At 44.1% G+C, this 24,990-nt stretch carries 18 protein-coding genes; 14 read left to right on the forward strand and 4 right to left on the reverse strand.

Translation table 11 applies throughout. The annotated features are described in order from the left end of the window. Positions 1–58 precede the first annotated feature (58 nt). The 5 genes from NSU15_RS11035 (at position 59) to NSU15_RS11055 (ending at position 3,385) form a co-directional block, all read left to right on the forward strand. On the forward strand, positions 59–673 hold the full coding sequence (locus NSU15_RS11035) for a DJ-1/PfpI family protein (protein ID WP_076121963.1): 615 nt from the start codon (positions 59–61) through the stop codon (positions 671–673). Positions 674–738: 65 nt separating this feature from the next. After that, complete coding sequence (locus NSU15_RS11040) at positions 739–1,209, forward strand: GNAT family N-acetyltransferase (protein WP_076121965.1); 471 nt, start codon at positions 739–741, stop codon at positions 1,207–1,209. A gap of 236 nt (positions 1,210–1,445) precedes the next feature. Further along, the gene (locus NSU15_RS11045) at positions 1,446–2,231 is read left to right on the forward strand and encodes a nucleotidyltransferase domain-containing protein (RefSeq protein WP_076121975.1); all 786 of its coding nucleotides are present in this window, start codon (positions 1,446–1,448) and stop codon (positions 2,229–2,231) included. Between the two features lie 734 nt (positions 2,232–2,965). Continuing rightward, complete coding sequence (locus NSU15_RS11050; protein ID WP_076116951.1) at positions 2,966–3,211, forward strand: hypothetical protein; 246 nt, start codon at positions 2,966–2,968, stop codon at positions 3,209–3,211. A 15-nt stretch (positions 3,212–3,226) separates the two neighbouring features. Continuing rightward, positions 3,227–3,385, forward strand: a complete 159-nt coding sequence (locus NSU15_RS11055) for a hypothetical protein (protein ID WP_249923458.1) — start codon at positions 3,227–3,229, stop codon at positions 3,383–3,385. Between the two features lie 425 nt (positions 3,386–3,810). On the opposite strand, the gene NSU15_RS11060 is transcribed toward NSU15_RS11055, so the two are convergent. Then, on the reverse strand, positions 3,811–4,209 hold the full coding sequence (locus NSU15_RS11060) for a cytidine deaminase (RefSeq protein WP_036689594.1): 399 nt from the start codon (positions 4,207–4,209) through the stop codon (positions 3,811–3,813). 266 nt (positions 4,210–4,475) lie between these two features. Between NSU15_RS11060 and NSU15_RS11065 the strand changes: the two genes are divergently transcribed. Together NSU15_RS11065 and NSU15_RS11070 are read left to right on the forward strand one after the other, a co-directional pair. After that, entirely contained in the window at positions 4,476–5,435 is a 960-nt protein-coding gene (locus tag NSU15_RS11065; protein WP_339290356.1) for a 5,10-methylenetetrahydrofolate reductase, read from the forward strand. Positions 5,436–5,624: 189 nt separating this feature from the next. Continuing rightward, positions 5,625–7,613: a translation factor GTPase family protein gene (locus tag NSU15_RS11070; RefSeq protein ID WP_339290357.1), complete on the forward strand. Its 1,989-nt coding sequence runs from the start codon at positions 5,625–5,627 to the stop codon at positions 7,611–7,613. A gap of 194 nt (positions 7,614–7,807) precedes the next feature. On the opposite strand, the gene NSU15_RS11075 is transcribed toward NSU15_RS11070, so the two are convergent. Then, a complete protein-coding gene (locus tag NSU15_RS11075) occupies positions 7,808–8,146 on the reverse strand; it encodes a helix-turn-helix domain-containing protein (RefSeq protein ID WP_042126439.1) in 339 nt (112 codons plus the stop codon). A gap of 152 nt (positions 8,147–8,298) precedes the next feature. On the opposite strand from NSU15_RS11075, the gene NSU15_RS11080 reads away from it, so the two are divergent. The 3 genes from NSU15_RS11080 to NSU15_RS11090 all read left to right on the forward strand — a co-directional run bounded on the left by NSU15_RS11080 (position 8,299) and on the right by NSU15_RS11090 (position 10,991). Continuing rightward, the gene (locus NSU15_RS11080) at positions 8,299–9,210 is read left to right on the forward strand and encodes a DsbA family protein (protein WP_339290359.1); all 912 of its coding nucleotides are present in this window, start codon (positions 8,299–8,301) and stop codon (positions 9,208–9,210) included. Positions 9,211–9,622: 412 nt separating this feature from the next. After that, entirely contained in the window at positions 9,623–10,258 is a 636-nt protein-coding gene (locus NSU15_RS11085) for a serine/threonine-protein kinase (protein WP_339290360.1), read from the forward strand. Positions 10,259–10,508: 250 nt separating this feature from the next. After that, the gene (locus NSU15_RS11090; protein WP_339290361.1) at positions 10,509–10,991 is read left to right on the forward strand and encodes a DinB family protein; all 483 of its coding nucleotides are present in this window, start codon (positions 10,509–10,511) and stop codon (positions 10,989–10,991) included. 136 nt (positions 10,992–11,127) lie between these two features. Here NSU15_RS11090 and NSU15_RS11095 read toward each other — a convergent pair whose 3' ends face one another. Next, positions 11,128–12,738 carry a response regulator gene (locus NSU15_RS11095; protein ID WP_339290362.1) on the reverse strand — a complete coding sequence of 537 codons (1,611 nt, stop codon included), beginning with the start codon at positions 12,736–12,738 and terminating at the stop codon, positions 11,128–11,130. 30 nt (positions 12,739–12,768) lie between these two features. Further along, positions 12,769–14,496, reverse strand: coding sequence for a sensor histidine kinase (locus NSU15_RS11100; RefSeq protein ID WP_339290363.1), 1,728 nt, complete (start codon positions 14,494–14,496; stop codon positions 12,769–12,771). 402 nt (positions 14,497–14,898) lie between these two features. Here NSU15_RS11100 and NSU15_RS11105 point away from each other — a divergent pair, with 402 nt between their 5' ends. The 4 genes from NSU15_RS11105 (at position 14,899) to NSU15_RS11120 (ending at position 24,931) form a co-directional block, all read left to right on the forward strand. After that, positions 14,899–16,242, forward strand: a complete 1,344-nt coding sequence (locus NSU15_RS11105; RefSeq protein ID WP_339290365.1) for a sugar ABC transporter substrate-binding protein — start codon at positions 14,899–14,901, stop codon at positions 16,240–16,242. A gap of 101 nt (positions 16,243–16,343) precedes the next feature. Then, positions 16,344–17,282 carry a sugar ABC transporter permease gene (locus NSU15_RS11110; protein WP_076116961.1) on the forward strand — a complete coding sequence of 313 codons (939 nt, stop codon included), beginning with the start codon at positions 16,344–16,346 and terminating at the stop codon, positions 17,280–17,282. Positions 17,283–17,297: 15 nt separating this feature from the next. Continuing rightward, positions 17,298–18,137, forward strand: coding sequence for a carbohydrate ABC transporter permease (locus NSU15_RS11115; protein WP_081389704.1), 840 nt, complete (start codon positions 17,298–17,300; stop codon positions 18,135–18,137). Between the two features lie 125 nt (positions 18,138–18,262). Further along, positions 18,263–24,931 carry an S-layer homology domain-containing protein gene (locus tag NSU15_RS11120; protein WP_339290367.1) on the forward strand — a complete coding sequence of 2,223 codons (6,669 nt, stop codon included), beginning with the start codon at positions 18,263–18,265 and terminating at the stop codon, positions 24,929–24,931. The last annotated feature ends 59 nt before the right edge of the window (positions 24,932–24,990 follow it).

Consider the following 24,990-nt stretch of genomic DNA (forward strand, 5'->3'; position numbering starts at 1 on the left):
TGATCTAAGATCAAATGCTTTTTTGTGTTTCTATCCACGAAAGGGACGGTGTTATGGAGTGAAAGTAGCTTATATTCTCTTTGACAAGATGACAACATTGGATTTTGTCGGCTTTTATGAAGCGGTGTCTTGGCTAAAAATTCTAAATGCTAAGGAAAATGTGTCATGGGATCTCTGTGCAAAATGCGAGAAAATTACAGATGACCGTGGTATGACAATACAGATAGAGCATATTAGCCCAGATCTGTCTAAGTATGATTTGATATTTATTCCCGGCGGCATGCCTACCAGAGATTTGAGATACGATACAGAGTTTATATCTTGGATACAAACTGCTCGAGATGTGCAATACAAAGTGTCTGTTTGTACGGGAGCTTTGATTTTAGGTGCCGCAGGGTTCTTAACTGATAAAATGGCGACAACGAATCCAACTGCTTACGAATTATTGATTCCTTATTGCACAGAGGTTGTTAAGGCTCGGATTGTACGTGATGGAAATATTTTAACCAGCGGAGGAGTTTCAGCTTCAATTGATTTAGGGTTGTACCTTGTTGAATCACTAACGAATAAGGATGTGGTGAAAAAGGTCCAAAAGATGATGGATTACCCTTACTATCAAGCGGGGAAATTGTCTAATATTTTCATGCCGCACACGAGTGAAGAATACTGTTAAACTTAAGAATTACGACTGGGAGTTGTACTTATCAATAGCTTCCAGTAATTCAGGGGGGTGAAGGATTGAATATACGTTTATTGGAAGATAATGATCGAAGTCAAGTTGAAAATATTATGGCAAGTCACCCTCTTCAATTTCCCAAATTCATCATTGAGAAATACTCATTGAGGTGGTCTGATTTCCTGGAGAAACAGGAATATAAGATTTGCGGTTATTACGTGGCACATACCGATATCGTTCTCGGTCATGCTGGATATATTTTCGATGCTGAAAGAGGACTTTATGAAATAGTTGGGGTAGCAGTTCATAAGGAAAGTCAACGTAAGGGAATCGGAAAAGAAATTCTTGATACCATATGTAATCAAGTTCATTTACTTGGTGGGAACAAGGTGATTCTACACACTTTGGGGCATGTTGGTAATGAAAATACGTTAATTTTCTACCGCAATATAGGTTATGAGCAAGTTGATTTTGAAAAGGATTTCTTTAAAACAGACTATCATAGAGTTACTTTTGTAAAAAGGTTGGGCTAACAGTTATTACGCTAACGTAACACGATAGCTCAATAAATGAAAGGGCTGCCGTGAGGTAGCCCAAAATAAATAATTAGACTGGTAACGTCCCATTACGCTAACGGGCAGTTATCTATAAGACGGTTGATTCATTCGGGGGATTGCGGGAATTTCAAAAGTGGAATATTATTTAATTATGATTAACGTATTGGCTTACTAATTAATTCTTATATTAATTTTATTGGAGTTGATGTATTATGTATCCCCATCATCAAGCTGCCATTGATGCCATCACCAACAAGCTTAAAGCCAGACCCGACGTACAAGGGATCATCATCGGAGGTTCCGTGGCGCATGGCTTTGCCAACGAAACCTCTGATATCGACATTATGATCGTCCTTTCTGAAGAGGATTACAAGAAAGCTTGTTCCATCCATAATCTTGGGTATTTCGAAACGGAATCCTGTTCTTATGAAGGCGGTTACGTAGACGGGAAAGTTGTATCCGCTTCCTACATCAAGCAAGTGGCCGAATCCGGCAGCGATCCTGCTAAGTTCGCATTCCAGGATGCGTTCGTCACCTATTCCAATATCGAGGGGTTGGAACAGTTGGTCCAATACGCTCCCCGATATCCGTTGGAGAAAAAGGCAGAGAACATGCAGAAGTTCTATGCACAATTCGAAACCTGGAAATGGTATTATTACGAAGGACTGAAACGCAACAATCGTTTATTAATCGACTACTGTTTGACCCACTATGCCTTTTTCGCAGGTAGGTTGATTTTGGTACACAACGAAACGCTGTTCCCTTCTTATAAGTGGTTCTTAAAGGTTCTAGAAGGGGTTGAAAAGAAGCCGGAGAATTTGTTGGCGGACATCCATCGGGTACTGGAAGAACGAACGCCGGAAGCCGTCGAGAATCTGTACGAGAGTATTGTGGAATTTAATAACTGGTATCAGGCAGAGCATCATTGGACGGTTCAGTTTATGATAGATAACCAGCTGAACTGGATGGACGGACCGGTTCCGGTTCTCGATTTATAAACTGTTTTGCTAACGGGACACGTTTGTTCAATAAAACAGCGACAGTCTAGGACTTTATTTTCTTGTCCTTGGCTGTCGCTGTTTCAATTTCAACGCTCAGTCTATAACTTATTTTATGGAGTCTAACGGTATGACAATTAGAAAACCCGCGTGAAATAAAGCCATCCCGTCTAATACTTTATTTTCTGCTGACATTATCCTTATGAATATCCATACCACATGCACGTTCAACTACGATTTCCATTCTAAAGTATCCTCTCTACGGCTAAATTAGGTAAGAGGCTGGTGCAACAATCAGAGTAGGATTAATCTCCCATGAGTGCTTCCCGATAGGGAGCGACAATCTGTGATGCACCGTGATCGTTGGAGTCAGACTAACGGATGGGCTAGGCACCATAGTTGATCGACCTTCCTCTCCCAGCCATAGTAGCAGTATGGACAGATTCGTCAATCCATTTTCATCATCTGTGGTGCAGCGCTTGCGCTACATGCATGACTAACGGGCAGATTAGCGCGAAGGCAAGCCAAACGAAAAAGAGTATAATAGGATTAAAAATTGAGCCCAAAAGGTGTGTCCTCATGCCCGAATATTCTCATATCCAAACTTATATAAAGTGTGATCATCTTAATTTCCAAGATGTTATCAGGCCCTTTTGAGAAGTAATAAACTCGCTAGAACTTGATTCTAAATACTTCAATGAAGAGCGGAATGGAAAGTCTCGGAAAATGGTTTCATGTACGTTGGTGGAGGTGCTGCGCCTCAAAAAATCCGTATGGGGGACAGAACCTTGGCATATCCAACGATTGAACTAACGAGACACGATAATTCAATAATACAAATTGATGAGCAGGAGCTACGGTATCCCGCTTTTTTCATTGAACGGGCAGGACGGTTCCAATATATGGTATATTTAAATAAGACGAAATCCTGCTTATTGGAGGCCATAAGAATTGTCCAATCCATTATTGGGGTATGGTAGAGGGAGCGTGATGTAGTGGAAAAGATAGCTGGAATTTTTTTGTTTTTTATTTTTATGATTCCTATGTATGGAGTATTAATATGGACTTATTTTTGTCCTGAGGATAGTTTATTATGGGGGAAACGATGGATGTATAAAGAAGAACCTGAAGTATCTGAGGGGGCAATTCGTTAAGCAAAAGTAGCCTCATTGACAGTTATTGTGGTACTGACTATTATATTTGGAGTCCTAATATTTAGTTAAGCATCAACGTCCGTTTGTACTTTTTTGATTCTCGTGATACCTCAATCTTGTTCAAATAAAATCTAGGGTTGTTCCCAATAGTAAGCAAAAAGCGGTTAACCTAACGAGACACGATAGCAATAAACCGCCTTTTCAACGAAGGCGGTTTTCTTATGGTCAAATATCAACATTGGAATTTAACATAGCCAAAGAAAAAGAGAAGGTTGGAATTGCGATTTGGTAAGTCACAACGTATTCACGGGGTGTGTCTGGTCTGTGGACTTTGTGTTCTGACTAAGCTTTTAAACACAAAAATACGCGTACTTGTCTAACACAGGTACGCGTGTTTTGATATTCCACTATGGTAGGTATTATTTTTACATATCTAAATTTTTGAATGCGTAAGGCAATAAATCCCTTAAACTCAGCTCTAAGATTTCTTTTTTCTCATTGGTTAAGTAGACAGGCATGTCGGGCAAACAGAATTCCGATAATACTTGTCTGCAGATACTGCATGGCGGCAGAAAATCCATTGTGTCACCTGCTACAGCTATAGCCTGAAAATCACCTTTAGTATAGCCCTTTGTAATAGCTGTGAAGATTGCTGTTCTCTCTGCACAATTAGTAGCACCAAAAGATACATTTTCTACGTTTACTCCATTAATAACATTTCCATCTTTAAGTAATAAGGCTGCTCCAACTGGAAATTTAGAATAAGGGGCATAAGCAGCTTTCTTTGTGTTACGTGCGCTTTCCATTAATTCTTCTTTATTCATAATACTCACCCTTTTTAAATAAGAATGAACCTTTCGGTCCCCTTATCGCCAACCTTAAGGTAGGCAGGACTTCTAATATTATAGTCAGACCAAATGGTTGTCAACATTAAAATCTAGAAGCTCCGCCTCCATGATGTACTACTCGATAAGTACCAATAGGGAATCATAGCTTTAAGATATAACTAGATATAGTAAATATAAGTTATACATATTAAGCTTGCCATGGTAGCCTTAACTTATAAGAGACGAGTAGAGGAGTTTTTAATTTGGGAGCGGCAGGGAACACATTTAAACAAAAAATATTGAGCAAGAAACCTGGTATTTTAACATATGGGATGACACCACCGAAGGCAAGCCATTCACCAGAAAAGATATCAGAAATTGCACAGAAACAGGTTGAAAGACTTAAAAACGTTGATTTAGATGCTTTAATTCTTTACGACGTCCAGGAGGAAGCAGAAAGAGTTGATCATGAAAGACCTTACCCATACTTACCAACGATTGATCCGGCTATCTATGGTGATAAATACCTAGGACAAGTGGAGGTCCCGAAAATAATTTATCGGTGCGTCGGTAATGATACAAGAGCTTCGTTCGCGGATTGGATTAAGACTGACGAAAGTGAAGACAGATTTTCCGTGTATGTGGGCGCTTCGTCAAGTAAGCAAGAGGTGAAATTGAATTTACCAGATGCTTATATGCTAAGCAAACAGTTAAATAGTAATTTGAATTTTGGAGGAGTTGTCATTCCTGAAAGACATATAAAAAAGAATGATGAGCATACACGGATTGTGGAAAAGATTAACAATGGGTGCAGCTTTTTTATCACTCAGGCAACTTATAATGTAGAGGCATCAAAGAATTTATTGTCTGATTTATATTATTACAATACAAATAAGGGTTTTGAAATGGTTCCTATTTTATTTAATCTTGCACCATGTGGCACAGCGAAAACATTACAATTTATGAAATGGTTGGGGATCAGTATCCCGGGATGGTTAGAAAATGAATTGAAATACTCGAACGATATTTTGGATAAATCCATTCAGCTATCTCAAAAAATATTTGAAGAACTATTTGAGTTCGGGCTGGAGAAGGGAATTCCAATTGGATGCAGCATTGAAAGTGTTTCAACAACTAAGTTGGAGATTGAAGCATCCATTCAGCTTGCTAAAGATGTAAAGGCGTTTCTAGATAAAAAGCTGTTGAGTCTAGAAAGTAGATGATTTATTGTTTTAAGGAGATTGAGCCGGTAATCCTTTCTGTTAAGGGTTACCGGTTTTTTATAAGTTAATAGGGACATAATCATCATCTCAATAGCTTGTCATGCTGTCGGTGGTGAGAGATTCTGTACAAGCTACTAGATTTCGGCTACGATTCTTATATAAAAGATTGATTGAATGGATGGTAGAAATATGTATTGTAAACTGTCAGAAGCATCACCAATCACCATCGGACTGCTAGCACATGTTGATGCCGGCAAAACCACCTTCGCAGAGCAGCTCCTATACCATGCTTCCGGAATTAAGACTCGGGGAAGAGTCGATCATCAGGATGCCTTTTTGGATAGTCATGAGATGGAGCGGGCACGGGGGATAACGATTTTTGCTGACCAGGCGGTGATGAAATATAACGAACAATCGTATCAGCTCATTGACACACCGGGGCATGTCGATTTTTCAGCTGAGATGGAGCGCGCTTTACAGGTCATGGATTATGCGGTAGTCATCTTAAGTGCTGTGGAGGGCATTGAAGGGCATACCGAGACGGTCTGGCAATTGCTACAGGAATATGGCATACCCACTTTTATATTTATTAACAAAATAGATCGTACCGGTGCTGACGTCCAGCGTGTGCTAAAAGCGTTAAGGCAGAAATTTTCGCCGGATATGTTGTATTTGGCAAAAGGTCTAGATCAGAGCATGCTGCCTGAAGAGGTCATTACCGCTGTTGCTGAGCGAGATGAAGCCTTGATGGAGGCATATCTCGAAGACAACATTGATCCTGGGCAGGTATTGGCTACGCTGAAACAAATGGTTAAAGAACGGGTGGTCTTTCCCGTTATGAGTGGAGCAGCTCTATTGGATCAGGGGATTGCGGAATGGATGCAGACGATGCAACTACTAATGGAATCGACTTATGAAGTAAACGCAGTATTCGGGGCACGAGTATATAAGGTGCGTCATGAGCTGCAAGGCACGCGACTGACTTTTATGAAGATTTTAGCTGGAAAATTACGGGTACGGGAGGATATCTGCTATAGCACTTCAGAACATGAAAAGTTAAGCCAGAAAATCACTTCTATTCGTATCTATCATGGGGGGAAATATACTTCATGCGATGAAGCCTCCGCGGGACAGCTTGTTGCCGTTACGGGCCTAACCGATGCAGCTATTGGACTGGGTATAGGTAATCATTCAGATCGAGTAGAATCCCGTCTTATGTCAGCGTTGAAATCCAAAGTTGTATTCAATTTGGGGATATCATCCAGAGAAGTGCTACGCTATTTCATGATCCTGCAAGCCGAAGACCCTACGCTGCAAGTGACATGGGAGGACAAGCTGGAGGAGATTCATGTTCATGTGATGGGAATGATCCAGCTAGAGGTACTTCAGCAGGTGGTGTTAGACCGTTTCCAGCTCAAGGTAACGTTCTCCAAGCCAGAGATATTATACAAAGAGACGATCGCAGAGACTGTGATTGGCTGTGGGCATTTCGAACCTCTTAAGCATTATGCAGAGGTGCATCTCCGGCTTGCGCCTGCGAAACGTGGTGAGGGAATTACATATCGCAGTACATGCCATGTTGAGCAGCTCAGCACAGGGTATCAACATCTCGTCGGTCAGCATTTACTTGAAAAGGACCATCGTGGAGTTCTTACCGGCTCTCCCGTCACCGATCTGCATGTAACGCTTTTAACCGGGGCAGCGCATCAGAAGCACACTCATGGCGGTGATTTTCGGGAGGCAACACTTCGGGCACTGCGGCAGGGATTGGAGCAAGCGAACACTATTCTACTGGAACCCTATTATCAATTCAAAATCAAAATCGATGCAGAGCTTATCGGACGCGTAATGTCTGATATACAGCTTTCCCATGGTGAATTTGACCCGCCAGAAATGCTAGGTGAATCCATGCTTATTCAGGGACGTGCGCCTGTCGCGACGTTCATGCATTATGCAGTAGAGCTTGCTTCATTCACGAAGGGCAAAGGAGCAATCTCGATGAAGTTAGGCGGTTATCAGCCATGTCATAACCCAGAACAGGTCATCGCAAGGATTGGATACGACCGCAGCGCTGATCCTGAGTACACCTCCAGCTCTATGTTCTGTGTAAAGGGAGCGGGATATAGCGTTCCTTGGGATGAAGCGCCTTCGTATATGCATTTGGAGATTCAGGAATAGGAGTGAGAGAGACAGGTATTGCCGCAGACCTTGTGGCATACAGCAGCCGATTACGCGAAGCAGCATCTCGAGGAGTACTTATCTCACCCGGAGGTTGAGCGTATCGTTGTCATTAAGTTAGGCATTTCGAAACATCATGAAAAAAAGTGCACAAACCAATCACGGTTTGTGCACTTTTTTTATGAGAAAGCAGTCTAGGAATTATCCTTCACCCCAATATTTCTTTGTCCCCATTCAACAACGGATTCAATTAAAGGCACTAATTCTTTTCCAGATGAAGTCAGAGAATACTCAACTCTTGGTGGCACTTCGTTATATTGCTCCCGATGAATGATTCCATATTCTATAAGATCCCTCAGTGAGTTGGTTAAGGTAGTCCCTGTTATTCCATGCAGTCTTCTTTTTAACTCGTTATAGCGTATGTTGTCGTTCTCACTAAGAATGGCCAGGATCGGGAGGTTCCACTTTCCACTGATTACATGGAATGCGAAGGTTGCAGGACATAATTGATCAAGTCTAAATTCGTATTTCATACATAACTCCTGTCCAATAGTATTATAAAAGATACTTAGTATTAAAAATAAACGTACTTATTTGAATTTGTATTGGTATTATAATACTCCCATACAAAGAACTTCTACAAGAGGGCACTTTCTTTGATTCTTCAGCGAAGGGTGATTTATATATGAATGATTCAAATATGATGTGTGACCTTAAAACCGGTGTCTGTGGGCCAGGGGATGAAGAGCAAATGGAAATAATCGACTTTAATCTACAGTCCCCCAAAATCACACTTTACTATGCAACAGATCCGATCTGTTCCCACTGTTGGGCGCTTGAGCCGGTACTCAATCGTTTTATTCTGCAGTATGGTCAATATTTTAACGTGAAGACGATTATGGGTGGTTTGCTTTCTAGCTGGCATGGTTTTGCAGATGTCTCCAATGGCATTCAACAGCCTTCAGATGTAGCTGAGCATTGGAGAGAAGTCGGTTTACATTCACGTATGCCTATCGATGGTTCTTTGTGGAAAAACAATCCGATTCTTTCTTCGTACCCGCCATCTAGAGTATACAAGGTTATACAAAATATATATCCGGGTAAAGAAAATGAATTTTTGCGTCAGGCAAGAGAAGCTGTATTCGCCTTCAATCAGAATATTGGAGAGGAGCAAACATTAGTTGATATAGTCAACAACATTGGGCTAAATGGCGAAGAAATAGTGGCGGATGCTGCTCTTGGATCGGCACAAGATTTGTTAGAGCAGGATTTTGAGTTAGCAGGCAGACTTGGTGTACGTGGATTTCCAACCATTATCATGGTGAATGAAGAAAATAAAGGTGTTAAAATTGTGGGGGCACGATCATTAGAAGCCTATGTCGACGGACTTCAACAAGTTTACAATGGAGATGTAAAAGCTGGAAATGTTCCACCTCTCTCTGAACTTATCAAGGATGGTAACATTCTGTTCTCCAAGGAAATTGAAGTGTTGTATGATATTGAATCTAGTGATATGGAGTCATTTATAGCCACGGAAATGATAGAGGGGTCATACAGTATTAAGCGTGTTTTAGGTGAATCATACGTTGTATCTTAATTATAATGAAAGAAGCCAGTAACCCAAAGAACTTTGGACTTACTGGCTTCTTTCAAGTTAAATTCATTTTATATTTCTGTTTGATGTAATTATCTAAGTATCCACGAATTCTAATACATCCATTGCTCCATCATTAACTAATGAGTTAGCTAAACCATATGAGAACGTTCCAACTAGTATTATATCTCCTCAATATGATAGAGATGTATCAGAATTAGATGGAGGTATACTTTTCGAGGATCTTAAAAACTTCATCTTCAGCTCCATCCCAGGGAATAGCCTAGAAGAACCGGACAGCAAAGGCTATTCGGTTTTTCTGATCCTTCTTTATATAAATTAGCTGATTCTAGTATTTTGGCGTAAACTAGGAGGATAGAACCAATATTTGAGCTGAGCTGCGGGGTGAGCAGGAATGGAGAAGTTGCTGAAATGGATAACGGATGAGCTGGTGGCAAAGGCAACGATAGAGAGTATTGATCCGAAGGAACCTGTGAAGGTCCGCAGCGTACCGAAGCCCTGGAAGGTACTCGGAACGGGGAATTATGCCGCCGTATTCTATCATCCGGAAGCTCCTGATTATGCAGTGAAGGTATACGCCCCGGGAAGGCCGGGCCTCACGGAAGAAGCTGAGGTATATCGCCGCCTCGGTCGTCATCCTGCATTCTCCGAATGTTATTACATTGGTTCTGACTTTCTGGTCTTGAAACGGCTTAGGGGAGTCACTTTCTATGACTCTATGAAACGGGGAATTCTTATCACCGAGCAGGCCATAGAGGATATTGACAGCGCACTTAACTATGCCCGGTCCATGGGACTGCACCCGCATGATGTCCACGCCAAGAATGTAATGATTCAGGATAGCCGCGGCCTGATCGTTGATATATCCGATTTCCTGAAGGAAGAGGATTGCATTATGTGGGAGGATTACAAGACGGCGTATTACCGCCTGTACCGGCCGGTTGCCTCCCGCTGGAGGTTTCCAGTTCCCCGTCTGGTTCTGGAGACGGTACGCCGAGGTTACCGGTTGTGGCGTAAATGGAAGAAATAGGATGATAACAAACTCAAAGAAGTGGTAGTCTGAGTCTTGTATCTCCGGATCAGTATACGGGTAGGAAGATTTTCGCGGATCGTTTAGATGTTATCAGTGATCGTGTGCTTCTTCATGGATAAAGTTTTTTCAGTTCAGCCTATTTCAGTCCAAATTTTATAGACTATTTGTAACAGACCCTGTGACAGGGTATAATTTACTTGATATAACTAAGTAATCGTTGCTTAACGACTAATAAAGGGGATTTCAAATGTACAGAACAGTTCAAGATTTTCTAGGAGACTGGGCAAGCGCTTCTGCAGGGACGATTCGCGTTCTTGAATCGCTTACCGATGATAAATTAGATCAGGTAATTGTTGAAGGTCACAACTCATTGGGATGGTTAGGTTGGCATTTGGCAACCTGTCCGATGTTCTTTGGTGGTCAGGTAGGTTTAACGCTTACTCCAGTAGGCAATCCGAAGGAAGTTCCGGCTCATGCAGCTGTGATTGTTGAAGCTTATAAGAATATTGCGGCTAATATTGCTGCTGAGGTAGAGAAGTTAACGGACGAGCAAATGGTTGAGAGTGTTCAGACCTTTGCTGGATTAACGCCTCGTGGTGCTATGCTTAGATCTCTGATCGATCATCAGACACATCATCGTGGTCAAATGACAGTTCTCTTACGTCAAGCAGGCCTTCGAGTACCTGGCGTAATTGGTCCTACTAGAGAAGAACAAGCTCAAATGAAATAGTTATTGGTGCTTGTCCCTAGTGAAGGCTTGCCGAATAGGGATGGTACTAAGATAAAATCTCGTTTCCTAGACATTTGTCTTGGGAACGAGATTTTTTGTTGTTGGAGCTGCTTTTTGGAGGATTAAACGGTCACGATTAGCCTGCTTCAATTTGGTGCATATATTCTCTGGGAGAGATCCCCGTTATTTTCTTGAAGACCTTACTGAAATAGAAGGCACTTTCATAACCGAGTTTTTGTGAAATTTCATAAATACGACCTTCTCCCCGTGCCATCATTTCCTTGGCAGCAGTGATTTTGGTCTCCGTGATATATTCCACATAATTGACTTTAGCCACTTTGGAGAACAGATGGCTCAAGTAGTTTGGACTGAAATTGAAGACATCGGCCACTTGATTCAGTGAAAGCTTAGTGTCGAGATTTCTTTTGATATATTCCTGGACATTTTTGACGATTTGTTCTTTATAGCTTTGTCTTCGACTTGAGAGAATTTCCGAACAACCGTCACGGAACTGAATCAACCAGCCGGCGATCTCTTCAATTGTATGCATCTGATAGATGGCCCGGTAGCCTTCCGGCTCATTTTCGAAGATATGCTCAACAATGTTTTCTCCATCTGCTAGTAGCGAAGTGGCCATGTATAGAATATTGCAGGCGGCATCGGTGGCGGGTACCAATAAGTCGGGGCGGTCTTCAAAGATTTCAATCATTTTGGAGATGATGGTGTACAAAGCAAGAGTATCTAGTTCTTCAAAAGCACGGCGGATCTCCGAGCGGGATTCGGAGAAATCAAACAACGGATGCTCCTGCTCTAGAGGCTCACCCTCAGCAAAAAAAACAAAGGACCGTTCTTTCACAGCAACCGGCAATGCCTTTCGGGCTGCAAGGTAGCTCTCCCGCAGCAAATAAGGCTCCTCGACTGCAAACCCTATGGCACCAATAATCGTTACATTGAAATAGTTATGTAGTACGGATGCCATGTCGGTAAGTTGCTTCTCAATGGCAGACATCCAGTGACTAGGATTGACTCCGGGGACAGGCAGAGCAACGGCGAAATTGCGCAAGTCAAGACTGGTTACATAGCAAGGATTGATAGAGGCAAGTGTATCCTTTGCCAATTGTACTGTGCTTGAGCATAAAGCGACCAGCTTATCCCCACGGGGCGGGACGGTGTCCGGACCCAGAATCCGGCAGGTACAGACCAGGTAGGCGGGCTCGGAAAAGTCTAACGCCAGATCCTCTTTCTGCAGGAGATACTGGTTCTTATTCTCGAACAGGTTGTTGAACAGGCGAATGAAGAATTTATCACGCTGCGCCTGAAGATTCCCGCGGTGAACAAGCTTAGGGTAGCTTTCCATCGTCTGGTAACTCTCAAGAAAAGAAATCGCCTTTCGAATGGATTCGGCCAGCGCTTCTGGAGTAAGTTCCAGCTTTACTAGATAATCCGTGGCTTGCACCTCTATGGCTCCGCGTGCATATTGAAACTCTTCATAACTAGTCAACATAATGAACAACGGAAGTCGACCATATTTTTGGCGTATTGAAGCGGCAACTTCTAAACCGCTCTTTATCGGCATTTTGATATCGCTGATTACGATGTCCGGGCGGAGCGTGTCAATCATTTCTTCTTCTTGGGCACCGTTGTGCGCGATACCAACAATCTCTATATTATACTGCTCCCATTTCAGCATAGACTGCAAGCCGATGCAGACTAGAGCTTCGTCGTCGGCGATTAATAATTTAATCAATTTGACCACATCCTTGATAGATTTGCCACTCTACTCTTTTTGTATAAATGGCAGAAGAATTTTCATTAAGGTATATTGGCCCATTTCACTCTCAATTGAAAGACCGTAATTCTCCCCAAAGGCTAGCCGCAAACGCTCATCTACACTACGGAGTCCAACGTTCTCGAACACGCCCTTAGTTCCATCCTCTGGAGCACACAGAATGGTGGAGATTTGTTCTTCCTTCATGCCTACACCGTTGTCTTCAATCGTAACCAGGATATCGGCAAAGCCACTTTTTTTCACTGTGATGAGAATATCTCCTCTGCCTTTGGGCTCGATGCCATGGAAGATAGCATTCTCAACCAGAGGCTGGAGTGTGAAGCGGGGAATCAGCCCAGAGAGTAGTTCTTCATCTTCGATTTCCTTCAACATCGAGACCGTACTACCATACCGGTATTTCTGAATCAGAAAATAGTCATCGAGCAGGCTTAACTCATCTCTCAGTGGCATCAGCCTCCGGTTGTCTTTGGCGATGCTGCGCAGCAGTCTGGAGAGTGAGGTAGTCATCTCAGCAATGCCGGTAGCATTCTGAATGGTAGCCATCCATTTGATTGAATTCAGTGTGTTGTACAAAAAGTGGGGATTGATCTGACTCTGCAGCATCCGGTACTCTAGCTCCTGTTTCTGCTTCTCATCAGCGAGTCGGCTGTCCATGAGCGCAACAATGTCCTGAGACAGACGATTGATGCCCCGTCCGACATCACCTAGTTCACTTTTCCATTCGATATTACGGTCCAGCAAGAAATTGCCCTGGGCTATCTTATCTATTCGCTTCTTTAATTTTTCTACCGGAAGACTAATAGTGCGAGTTAAGTACAAGGTAATAATGCCGCTTAAGACGATAACGAGTAAACAAACGCCGAGCATGACTAGAATCCATATATTCGCTTTGGGAGCGAACTGATCATTGGATAAGGTCTGCGACAGAATCACTCCACTGCGCACGGGATAAGAGACCACGATTTGACTTTCTTCATTCTCCAGCTTGATCATGGACAGCTCGGTTTGTGGGCCGACAGGCTTATCATCAGTATAGGCTACAGGTTCATACGGTGTAGACATCGCAGTTACTTTATCGCCAATGAGCTGATAATGATGATTGCCCAGCGTCAGCAGCATTCGGGAGTTCTTTGGCAGGGAATAACCCTTCAGCTTGTCGGTAATTAAGGAAGTATTGGCGAGTAAGTAGACCGTTCCAATTCGGGCAGCCCCATCTCCGTAAATAGGTAGAACAAAAGGAATTCCATTAGTGGTGGAGAGCGGGTCTTTAATCACTTGTTCCCACTGCTCAACAGCATCTTTATTTAGCCCGGGAATTTGACCGATATTGTGTACAGTAAGCGGAATTGAAGTACTGACGGAATTATCCACCTGCAGGAACTTTCCGTTGTTGCCCGTAACAATCAAGCGGCGGACATAGCTATTAGAGCGATTGATCCGAAAATCCTCCTGCATGGAGTTAAAGGCATTAACAGCATCCTTGGCGCTTGCTTTTGGAGAAACAAAATAATCAGTGAGTAATGTATTAGTGGACGAGTTGGTGCTGTTGGTCATCGCCAAAGAGGACAGATTAATCAAATCTTGTTCAATAATATGTGAAACTAGCTGTAGGTTGAACTCGGTCGCCTGGATGGTCGTTTTACGCTGATAATAGGTAATCAATTCATAGCTGAAAAAGGACAGCAGAGCGGCTATCAACAGTGCAAATAGGGTCATGATCAGAATAATACGGCTCTTAATGGTTGATTTTCTTACCGTTGTGAACACTCCTCTACAAAAAACAGAAAAATATAAAGCGTTTTCAAAAATATCTTTCAATTCATGCATGTTTAAAGTTAATCTTCTATTTATAATATGCTTAACTGGTTTATCGATATCCATATTAACACCTTAGCATATTCCTGCAATTCCATACAGTGGAAGACAGAGGAGCTGAGAATTTTACATGTTTTAAATAGGATTTTACAGGTTTGAAGCGAGGAGGAAGAGAAGAACAAAGAAAAGTGAATGAACTGAGTTTGAAAATACATGCCATTCCAGAGAGGAAAGTCTTAAACTTTGAAATAGATCGGATGAGCCGATCCGTGTAAACAATCAGAAGGAAAAGGGGATTTTCAAATGAAATTAAAAAGATTCTATGGCATGACTTTAGCCACAATACTTTCCCTAAGTGCGCTAGCCGGATGTTCCGGTAATAACAACAACGAAGGCAGTGCTGCAACAGCTGCTCCAGAAACGAGTAATTCTGCAAGCGCTTCCGCTGATCCAAAGCAAGAGCCTGTGACCTTGAAATGGGCACTGTGGGATTGGGAAGCCACTGCATACTATCAGCCGTTGATCGATGCCTATAAAGCTGAGCATCCGAATGTAACGATTGACTATGTGGATCTTGGTTCCACTGACTACATGACAATGCTAAGTACACAGTTGTCCGGCGGTGCAGATCTGGATGTCCTTACAATTAAAGATATTCCTGGCTACTCTAACCTCGTGAAACAAAATCACTTAGAGCCGCTCAAGGGCTTCATGGGAGACCAGAACATTGATCCATCCTTATACGGCGGTACTGTAGAACAGATCGAAGTGAACGATGAAGTGTATGCGCTTCCTTTCCGCAGTGATTTCTGGATCGTCTACTACAATAAGGATTTGTTCGACAAAGCAGGAGTGGAGTATCCGAGCAACGATATGACATTCGACCAATATGATGCACTTGCTAGAAAAATGACCTCCGGCAGTGGTGCTGAAAAAGTATACGGAGCACACTACCATACTTGGCGGAGCGCAGTTCAATTGTTCGGTATTCTGGATGGCAAGAACAATGTTGTTGGCGGAAACTACGATTTCCTGAAGCCAACCTATGAACGGATTTTGAAAGAACAGGAAGACGGCATCGTTATGGATTACGCTACACTGAAGACTTCAAGTACGCATTATTCCGGAGTATTCTATAACAATTCCGTTGCGATGATGAACATGGGCAGCTGGTTTATCGCGACTCAAATTGAAAAGGTGAAGAGCGGCGAGTCCCAATCAACCAACTGGGGAATTGTGAAATATCCTCACCCGGATGGTGTGGAAGCCGGTACAACCCTGGGTACAATTACTTCTCTAGCAGTAAATCAGAAATCCAAAAATAAAGAAGCGGCACTTGATTTCATGAACTTTGTGACGGGTGAAAAAGGTGCTAAAGTCATTGCTTCCACCGGAACCATTCCAGCGATTAAAAACGATGAAGTTATCAATTCCATAACATCCGTCGACGGTTTCCCTACTGATGAGAACAGCAAAGCGGCACTGACTACTGTTCAGACGTATTTGGAGATGCCAATGCATGAAAAGAGTGCTGACATTGAAGTCATTCTTAACGAAGCCCACGATAATATTATGACCAAAAACGCTTCGATCGACGAAGGTCTGAAGGATATGAATACTCGCGTACAGCAGCTCTTGAATAATTAATCTAAAGAGACTCGGTGAATTCTAAGGGCGGGTGAAAGCCCGCCTTTTTTAACAGACAGTATAGATTTGCTCGAAGCTTTAGAAGGTTTGGAGGAGAAAGAATGCAGAACGAAACCATATTGGGGACAAAAAAGATCCCTAAACGTCATTTGTCAAAAGGTGTCCGGGAAAACCTGGTAGCTTACAGCTTCATTGCGCCGAACTTTATCGGATTTGCCGTGTTTACACTGGTACCCATGTTTTTTGCCTTTATCCTTGCTTTTGTGAAATGGGACGGGGCCAATCCAATGAAGTTTATTGGGCTGGACAATTTCACCCGGCTCATCAAAGATATAACATTTCATAAAGCGTTATGGAATACCATTGTCTACACCATCGGTGTTGTACCGTTCACTATGATTGTAGCGCTAGCACTAGCGATTCTACTTAATCAGAAGATCATGGCTCGTAATTTCATGAGAACCGTATTCTTTTTCCCTTATGTAGCATCCTTAGTAGCTGTTGCTGCTGTATGGAACTTTATCTTCAGCCCTACGATGGGGCCGGTCAACAATATTCTACATACCCTTACCGGTATTCCGCTGGAGGATCTTCCCCGCTGGGCGGCGGATAAACACTGGGCAATGTTCACAGTAATACTGTTCACCGTGTGGAAAAACATGGGTTATTACATGGTCATTTACTTGGCAGGTCTTCAGGGGATTAACCCTGAATTGTATGAGGCTGCTGAGCTAGATGGGGCGGGCGCCTGGAGAAGATTCCGTAATGTGACGGTTCCTCAGCTAGCGCCAACCTCCTTCTTTGTTCTGATGATTTTGGTCATCAATTCGTTCAAAGTCTACGATATCTTTATCAACCTATTTGCCGGCGCTGATAACCAGTTGAACGATTCTACAAGAGTTATGGTTTATCAAATCTACAATACGGCGTTCCGTTCGCTTGATTACGGATATGCCAGCGCCATGGCCATTGTATTGTTTCTGCTGGTACTTGGCATTACCATCGTCCAGTTCCGCGGCGAGAAGAAATACGGACAATAGGAGGATTCAAAAGATATGGTGGGTACAAATAAAGGAATTAAAATCGGCACGATGGTGCTAGTGTATATTTTGTTGTTTGCGACAGTGCTCTGCATGCTTGTTCCGTATATATGGATGTTGTCTTCTTCACTCAAGCTGAACAAGGATGTGTTCTCGTTCCCGATGCAATGGATTCCGGCGAATCCGCGCTGGGAGAATTTCGTGGATATTTGGACCCGTATTCCACTGGATCGATTTATTTATAACACGGCGAAATTATCAATTATCGTAACGATTTTGCAGCTGTTGACTTCAAGCTTTGCTGCCTATGCATTCTCTAAATTGCATTTTAGAGGGAAGAATGTTTTGTTCCTTGGATATATCGCTACGATTGCAATTCCTTGGCAGGCTTATATGGTACCGCAATTTATCTTGATGCGTTACATGGGACTTAACAATACCCATTTAGCAATCATTCTGCTACAGGCATTCTCGGCTTTTGGAGTATTTCTGATGCGCCAGTTCTATCAAGGAGTCCCAGATGAATTATGCGAGGCGGCACGAATCGATGGCTTGAGCGAATATGGGATTTGGGCGAGAATCATGTTGCCACTATCCAAGCCGGCCTTGTCTACATTGACGATTTTTACCTTTGTTGCTACATGGAACGATTTCTTGGGGCCAATGATTTATTTGACGGATACGAAACTCAAGACCATTCAAATAGGACTAAGAATGTTCATCTCGCAATATTCGGCCGAGTATGGACTGATTATGGCGGCAAGTGTGGTTTCTATTATCCCGGTAGTAATTGTTTTCCTGGCTTTGCAAAAATACTTTGTGCAAGGTGTTGCAGCATCTGGTATTAAAGGCTAGAAGGTATGGAATCTGGCAGTTGCAGTCATCGCATGCTGCCAGTTTTTTTTAGCTTATTGATGAAATGAATGCGCTTTCTTTAAGTGTTGCCGAGAGGCTATTTATAGCAAAAGGAGGATTAAAGAATGAATAGAAAACACTCCGTTAGAAAAAAGCTGTTCTCAATGATGATGACCTCTGCACTTGTAGTTGGAATGTTTCCGGCACTCCAAATGCCGTCTGTATCTGCAGCTACCGTGGATACTTTCTTTGCAGCCGCCTATATGGGGGCGAAGACATCTTCTGGCACTACCTTGCCTGCTAGCATAGACATTGGAGGCCAGTCTGAGACTGTGAAATGGAATATTGGTGAGGATACCTTTGCCGTTCCTTATGACACAGTGACAGTCACGGGTATAGCGAATGGTGTGCCGGTTGTTGCCAGTGTGGAAGTTATTCCGTCATCAAGCAATCCATTGATTTACTTTGTGGACAGCGGCAGGGGAGGAGATTCCGTAGGGAATGGTCCTACTACTTCGCCGCTGTACGAAGCAGTCAAAACGTTGTCCGGCAGCACTTTGCTCAACCAGTTACCGGATCAGAAATATGTCAGCGGAACGACTGCCTGGGGATTTGATGATTCCATAAACAAGGTGAAGAACTCCAAAGACGGAGGACTTACCGATCCTGCTACTGATCCATCCATATGGACAGTAGGACTTCGTGCCGACCCTGCTAGCAATCATATCGTTTACAAATTAAAAGCGCCTGAAGCAGGGACCTATACACTCAGTAGTGGTTTCCATGATTGGTATGGCAACCGCACTCGGGTAATACAGCCTCAGATCGAGTATAAGGATACAAATGGAGCAACAAAGACGCTCTCGTTTGCACCATTTAATACCAGTGTGACACAGCTTATTTCCGGTGAATTCACGATTCCCGGTGATATCGACGCTAGCAGCCCCATGACATTGACCTACGCCTATGTCTCCGGTGAGAAGCCTATCTTGAGCTGGTTCGCCGTTGCCAAGGGAGGGATTCAGAAAGAGATCGAAGATGCTCGGCAGACTGCAGCTTCTATGGTCAAGGTTCTGCTCGACGGCAACGATATTAAAGCGGACAACGTCAACGGCCTCACGTTTAAGGGATTTGGCGTACTAAGTGCCAACAGCACCAGTGCCCTGTTGATGGATTATAAGGCTGAGCATCCGGATTCTTACGCAGAAATGCTGCAGATTCTGTTCGGTGGAGATCATCCCATCATGACACATGTGAAAATCGAGATGGGTAATGACCGCAATAACTCTACCGGTCCAGACCCGACCACAATGCGTACGCCTGATGAAGAAGCCAATGTCACCCGGCATCCCGGTTTCCAGCTTGCGGCAGATGCCAAGGCTACGAATCCGGATCTCAAGGTGAGCATCCTGCGATGGAGTGCTCCGGCCTGGGCGAGCGACAACGATAAAATCTATACCTGGTATAAAAATACCATTCTTGCCGCTTACCGTGAGTATGGCTATATGGTCGACTATGTCAATCCCCATATCAACGAGCATACGCCAGATTTGGCGTGGACCAAACAGTACGCCGAACGTGTTAAAACAGATAACGAAGGTTTTGCAAGCCCAGAAGAGCAAACGCTCTATAACCAGATCAAGATTGTGATTTCAGATGAAGTCGGGATCGGATCATTTGGCGGCAGTATGGTAAGCGATGCTTCTTTAAGGGAAGCGGCTCCGATCGCCGGATATCACTATAACACTGACGACGACAGCGCAGGCAATTTCAAGAAGCTCGCAGAACAATATGATATTGAAGTATGGAACAGCGAGGCGCAGTCTACCTTCAGTAACTCCGCCTTCCGTCCCAATAATAATGTAAAGGATCCTACAGTGGCAGGAACCGGCATTGGCGGTGTTGGCAGTCCGCTGGAGATGAGCAATACGATTATTAAAGGATTCGTCAATTCCCGCCGGACGCACTTTATTTATCAGCCGGCCATCGGCTCTTTCTACGAGGGCGGTCAATATTCGTTTAAGGAACTACTTAGCGCCCGTGACCCGTGGTCGGGATGGATTCACTATGATGCAGGCCTTGTTGCATTGCAGCATTACAGCTGGTTCGCCAATGTGGGCTGGGAGAACGAGGATAATACTGCAGGGATTTGGAGAGCGGTACCTAAGGCTAGCTCTACGGGTGCGACAGGCACCAACCCTGTTAGCGGACGCAACGGTTCTCCTAGCTATATGACACTTGCTGCACCTGACAAAAGCGATTTCTCAACCGTTATCGTGAATGACAGTGAGTATGCCAAAACCTATAAGCTTCAGACGTTAAATATGAACTTTGACGGGAATCCATCACTGGAAGTATGGGAGACCCGTGCGGCCGACGCGGGGGAAGCCTTTAACAGTAATTATATGAAATATCTCGGGGATGTCGCTGTTGATGGCAGCGGGGTTTATACCGTTCATGTCAAACCATATTCAACAGTGACTGTGACCACTTTGAAGAACAAGGACAAAGAGGCATATCAAACACCTTTACCTGTAGAAGGCGAACGCACTGTGCTTGATACCGATGCAACGGGGAGGGTTCAAAATTACGCGGACAATATTCTGTATGCCGATGATTTTGACTATTCCAATCAATCCGTTGTGAAGATCGGAGCAAGCGGGCAGAGTGAGGGTACCCAAAGCTATATAGAATCCCGCGGCGGCTCTAAAAGTGTGATACCGCGCTATACACACGACCGTAACGGTGCATTCGAGGCATATCTTCCGGACGGGTCTGACAACTATGTTCTGCGCCAACAGCTGGATTCGGGAATTATGGGGCTGGGCGGCACTTGGAACGGTGGAGATCCCGTGACGGCTATCGGTGATAACCGATGGACGAATTACAAGGCCAGTGTAGATGTTTCGTTCGAGACGAACAATACGCAGGGTGGTGCCAATTATGCTGCGATTGGTGCACGGTATCAAGGAGGTGGCAGTTCTCACACTATAAACGGCACACCTTATGTGTTGAAATTCTGGTTTGACGGAGGCTGGCAGCTGCTGGTCAATAGTAGTGCAGTAGCGAGTGGTAATGTAGTGAGCGGTTCCGGTGGAGTTAAGCTCGACGGATTTAACGCCGCATATGATGCCTGGCATAACCTTGCCATTCAGGTTGCAGGTGATAAAGTGACTGCCTATCTGGACGAGGTGAAGCTGGCCTCTTATACTGATCCGAACCCTGAATTGTCTGGACGGGTAGATTTAGCCAGTGGATACTATCATGTTCGCTTCGATAATTTAAAAGTTGAGACGGTTGACGGCTATGCACCATACTATTCCGAATTACTGGATAATCTTGAGATGTTTGACCTAGCTGCTACACCGGGTCCTAAACTGAAATACAGTGGGTCGTGGAGTCATCAAAACGGCGCAGGCATGTATATTTACCAACGTTCCCTCTCTACTACTCAAGGTGCAAATGCTACGATGGAATATTCTTTTGAAGGCACGGGGCTAGATATTCTGGGACCGAATAATGGATCGGCTAAGCTAGAAGTGACCGTTGATGATGAAATTGTCATGCTGTCAGCCGATACCATGGCTTCTAAAGAACTCTACCAAACGTACACCCTTCGCGGACTTAAATATGGACAGCATAACGTTCAGATTAAGGTGTTAAGCGGCACATTGGTTGTGGACGCTGTAGCAGTAGTATCCGGTGAGGTAAAGGGAGCTGTGGATACAGCTGCACTACAAGCAGCGGTAACAGCATCAAAAGAAATTAATAAACTGGATGAATATTCTGAGAGAGATTGGCTGCTTTTTGCAACCGCACAGAACGCCGCACAGGAAGCATTGGAGAATGCTGCTGACTACAGGCTGGATCAAGAAGGAGCTATACATCTTGCGGGACGTCTGATCTCTGCTCAGAACCAATTGACTACAGGGGATGTACGGGAGCTTATTGCTCCTCAGGATATGGCTACTGCTGTCGGTAAACTGCCGAATCTTCCTGATAAGCTGGAGGCTACTCGTGAAGATGGATCCAAATTGTTTGTGTCCGTGAAATGGAATGTAGACGCAGTTAGCTTTAACACACCGTATGAAAGGGTAGCTGTAACTGGCACTTACGGCAATCTAAAAACCATGGCTTATGTAGAAGTGGTACCAGAAGGTCTCGTATACTTTTTGGATCTCGGTGTCTCAGGGGATGTTGTCACACCACCTTATACGGTGATCAAAAATTTCGCGGGCGATAGTCTTTTTAATAGTACAGCGGATCAGCTGTCAACAGGTACAGTATGGGGCCATACCAATACAGGAGCAAATTATAATCTGAAAGGGCTCGGAGGTGCCGTGGTTATCACGGATAAAACTCAGACAGGTGTTTACAGTTCGAATACAAAGAACACACCTCTGATCTATACCCTCCCATTAAATGCAGGAAAGTACACGATTACATCGTTCCATCGGGACTGGTGGAATATGAGTAACCGCACGATGGATATTACGCTTAGTTATACTGATGATGAGGGAAAGACGGTGAACGAAACGGTTAAGACCGGTGTACTCGCAGGTCCTAATGGCATCATGATCAACCACGACTTTACGCTACCTGTGAGCGGTATCGTAAAATATTCGATAAACAACACAAATAGTCAGGCATCTGTGATTAGTTACTTAGCGGTGGCGAAGGACAGGGCCAGCATTGCCAATGAGCAGGCTGTAAACGAGGCTAAGAGCATTATAGAAGGTGCTGCATACAGCGTGCAGAAGGAAACCGCTAACAGCGAGGACGGAGTCCGGACTTGGTTGCTCCAAACAATGAACGGCTTAATCGGGTTCAGTGGTACGGGGGTTACGATGGGGGATATCACTCTATCTTCGTTCCAGGAAGCTACTGATGACACGGCCGGCAGCTTCAGCTTCACAGTATCACTGAACAAGGGTGAGGCTAAGGCAGAAGCTGCGGCCAGCGGAACGATAAAGCTACCGGAGCCAGATATGACGCAGCCAGAGATTACTTTGATAGGTGAAGCCATAGTCAATCTGCAGATCGGTTCTGAATATACGGATGCCGGAGCCACTGCGTATGACGACCAAGACGGTGACATCACAGATCGCATCTCCACAACGGTCAGCAGTGAAGTGTATGGTTTGACCGAGTTAGATACAAGGAAAGCGGATATCTACACCTTCCATTACAATGTCAGCGATGCTGCAGGCAATTCTGCTGCGGAAGTCACCCGCAAAGTAATCGTATCGGAAGATCCGGATGTACTGAAGCCGGTCATTACACTGCTTGGTGAGTCAACTGTTCAACTGGACAATGGCGCAAGTTATACAGATGCCGGAGCCACAGCAGCAGATGACCGTGATGGTGACATTAGCGAACGAATTGTGGCGACAATTACGAAGGATGGAAATCGTACTGAGACGATAGATACCCTATCGGCGGGTACTTATATTTATCATTATAATGTTAGCGATTCCGCGGGAAATATGGCCGTTGAAGTCACAAGAACAGTTACAGTGGGAGAAGCACAGCAACCGCCGACTTCAACACCAACGGTAGAACCAACACCGACAGTTGAGCCAACGGCAAATCCGACACCCACACCTACACCTGTAGTAACCTCAGGGCCAGTGTCAACAACGGCACCGACAGCAGTGGTATCGCCGACACCAACGCCGTTGCCGCAGACCACGAGGATTCTTAATAGTGACGATTTCTCAGCTCCGGTTGGAGGAGTAATAACGGTTCAGCTCACTGAAGGTACGGATTCCGTATTATTACCTGAGGGATTATTAGATATCACAGGAGTGAGCAATCTGCGTCTCGTGTGGAATACATTTGCTATCCATCTGACCCCAGAAGCGCTGAAGAGTATCCAGGAAAAAGCTGCTGGAGGTCAAACGGAAGGAGCACGAATTAAGCTCTCCGCTGTGAAGGTATCAAGAGCTGCCTTAGAACAACTTATGAATAATCCGGCTGTCAACGGTTCAGTTCAGTTAACTGCTGCTAGTGACGTAATTAACTTCAGCCTGGAAGTTATTAGTGCAGGCGGCACTGCCGTACAGGTAACCCATTTTGACAAGCCACTGACGCTTACCTTTACCGTAGATTCGAATGCTAATTCCGGTTTGCTTGGTATCTACTATATAGCGGCGAACGGAGCTCTTGAACTTATGGGTGGAACGCTAGCTGATGGAAAATGGAGTGCGGAAATAAAGCATTTCAGCCAGTTTGCGGTTCTAGAGTATGACAAGATATTCTCGGATGTCAGTGAAGATAGCTGGGCTAGGGATGTTATTAAGACAATGGCGGCAAAACATATTATCCAAGGTATTTCTGATACCGAGTTTAATCCGCAGGGGAACGTGACAAGAGCACAATTCGCGGCCATGATTGCAAGAGCGTTAGGCTTAGAGGCAGGAAGTCATTCAACGTTTGTTGATGTGGATTCCAAAGCTTGGTATGCCGAAGCCGTTGCAGCTGTAAGCGAAGCTGGCATAGTGCTCGGTCGCAGTTCGGATACATTCGCACCGGACAACAGCATCACCCGCGAGGAAATGACTGTAATGATCGTTAGGGCTTATGAATTTTCACAAGGCAGCAAAATGAATGATATTTCTGAGAGCTCGTTCAGTGATTATTCCCAGATTCATGACTGGGCACAGAAATCAGCCAGTTTCGCCGAGCAGGCGGGGCTCATAAAGGGACGCGGAAATAAGCAATTCGCACCTCAAGAGGGGATGACTCGTGCTGAAAGTGCGCAAGTTATCGCCAATCTGTTGAGACATTTGTAAGCTGTTTTTCCATGAACCTGGCAGCTGCATTTAGCGGCTGTCAGGTTTTTTATAAGTTC

Source organism: Paenibacillus sp. FSL E2-0201 (assembly GCF_037963325.1).
Lineage (GTDB): Bacteria > Bacillota > Bacilli > Paenibacillales > Paenibacillaceae > Paenibacillus_AQ.

Coding starts and splice junctions, on each gene's coding strand:
- NSU15_RS11120 (WP_339290367.1), top strand. CDS start 18,263: ATGAATAGAAAACACTCCGTTAGAAAAAAGCTGTTCTCAATGATGATG.
- NSU15_RS11090 (WP_339290361.1), top strand. CDS start 10,509: ATGTACAGAACAGTTCAAGATTTTCTAGGAGACTGGGCAAGCGCTTCT.
- NSU15_RS11100 (WP_339290363.1), bottom strand. CDS start 14,496: ATGACCCTATTTGCACTGTTGATAGCCGCTCTGCTGTCCTTTTTCAGC.
- NSU15_RS11045 (WP_076121975.1), top strand. CDS start 1,446: ATGTATCCCCATCATCAAGCTGCCATTGATGCCATCACCAACAAGCTT.
- NSU15_RS11110 (WP_076116961.1), top strand. CDS start 16,344: ATGCAGAACGAAACCATATTGGGGACAAAAAAGATCCCTAAACGTCAT.
- NSU15_RS11105 (WP_339290365.1), top strand. CDS start 14,899: ATGAAATTAAAAAGATTCTATGGCATGACTTTAGCCACAATACTTTCC.
- NSU15_RS11115 (WP_081389704.1), top strand. CDS start 17,298: ATGGTGGGTACAAATAAAGGAATTAAAATCGGCACGATGGTGCTAGTG.
- NSU15_RS11060 (WP_036689594.1), bottom strand. CDS start 4,209: ATGAATAAAGAAGAATTAATGGAAAGCGCACGTAACACAAAGAAAGCT.
- NSU15_RS11075 (WP_042126439.1), bottom strand. CDS start 8,146: ATGAAATACGAATTTAGACTTGATCAATTATGTCCTGCAACCTTCGCA.
- NSU15_RS11070 (WP_339290357.1), top strand. CDS start 5,625: ATGTATTGTAAACTGTCAGAAGCATCACCAATCACCATCGGACTGCTA.
- NSU15_RS11050 (WP_076116951.1), top strand. CDS start 2,966: ATGTACGTTGGTGGAGGTGCTGCGCCTCAAAAAATCCGTATGGGGGAC.
- NSU15_RS11080 (WP_339290359.1), top strand. CDS start 8,299: ATGAATGATTCAAATATGATGTGTGACCTTAAAACCGGTGTCTGTGGG.
- NSU15_RS11085 (WP_339290360.1), top strand. CDS start 9,623: ATGGAGAAGTTGCTGAAATGGATAACGGATGAGCTGGTGGCAAAGGCA.